Origin of the sequence: Gelidibacter salicanalis, assembly GCF_016469035.1 — a bacterium.
GTDB classification, from domain to species: domain Bacteria; phylum Bacteroidota; class Bacteroidia; order Flavobacteriales; family Flavobacteriaceae; genus Gelidibacter; species Gelidibacter salicanalis_A.
On record NZ_JAEHJZ010000484.1, the window covers coordinates 1 to 288 of the forward strand.

Annotated in this window: 1 protein-coding gene; it reads right to left on the reverse strand. The window is 45.5% G+C overall.

The window, feature by feature from the left end; translation table 11 throughout:
• Nucleotides 1–288, reverse strand: a 288-nt coding sequence (locus JEM65_RS21870; RefSeq protein WP_199603878.1) for a retropepsin-like aspartic protease, incomplete at both ends; no start/stop codon positions are given.

A 288-nucleotide genomic window follows, 5' to 3' on the forward strand; every position in this document is an offset into this window, starting at 1 on the left:
CAAGTTTGTAGGGTAGATCCGTTTGCAGTTGTCACTTTCCGGGAGGTGCTTTGTTTGGCTTCTTTGATCCCATACTTGATAATAATATCAGAATGAATGAGGGAACCAGTAGCACCTGTATCTGGAAGACAGGAATGTGTGAAACTGCACCCGTCATTGCTCGTGAATTGGCATGAAAACAGTGGAGTAGGTTTCGTGAATTCATCCTCTTCAGAGACACTTTTCACTTGAGTTTGAGGGCTCTCTTCTTCGAGACGAGTAATGGTGCGACCAATGGCATCGGCGTAG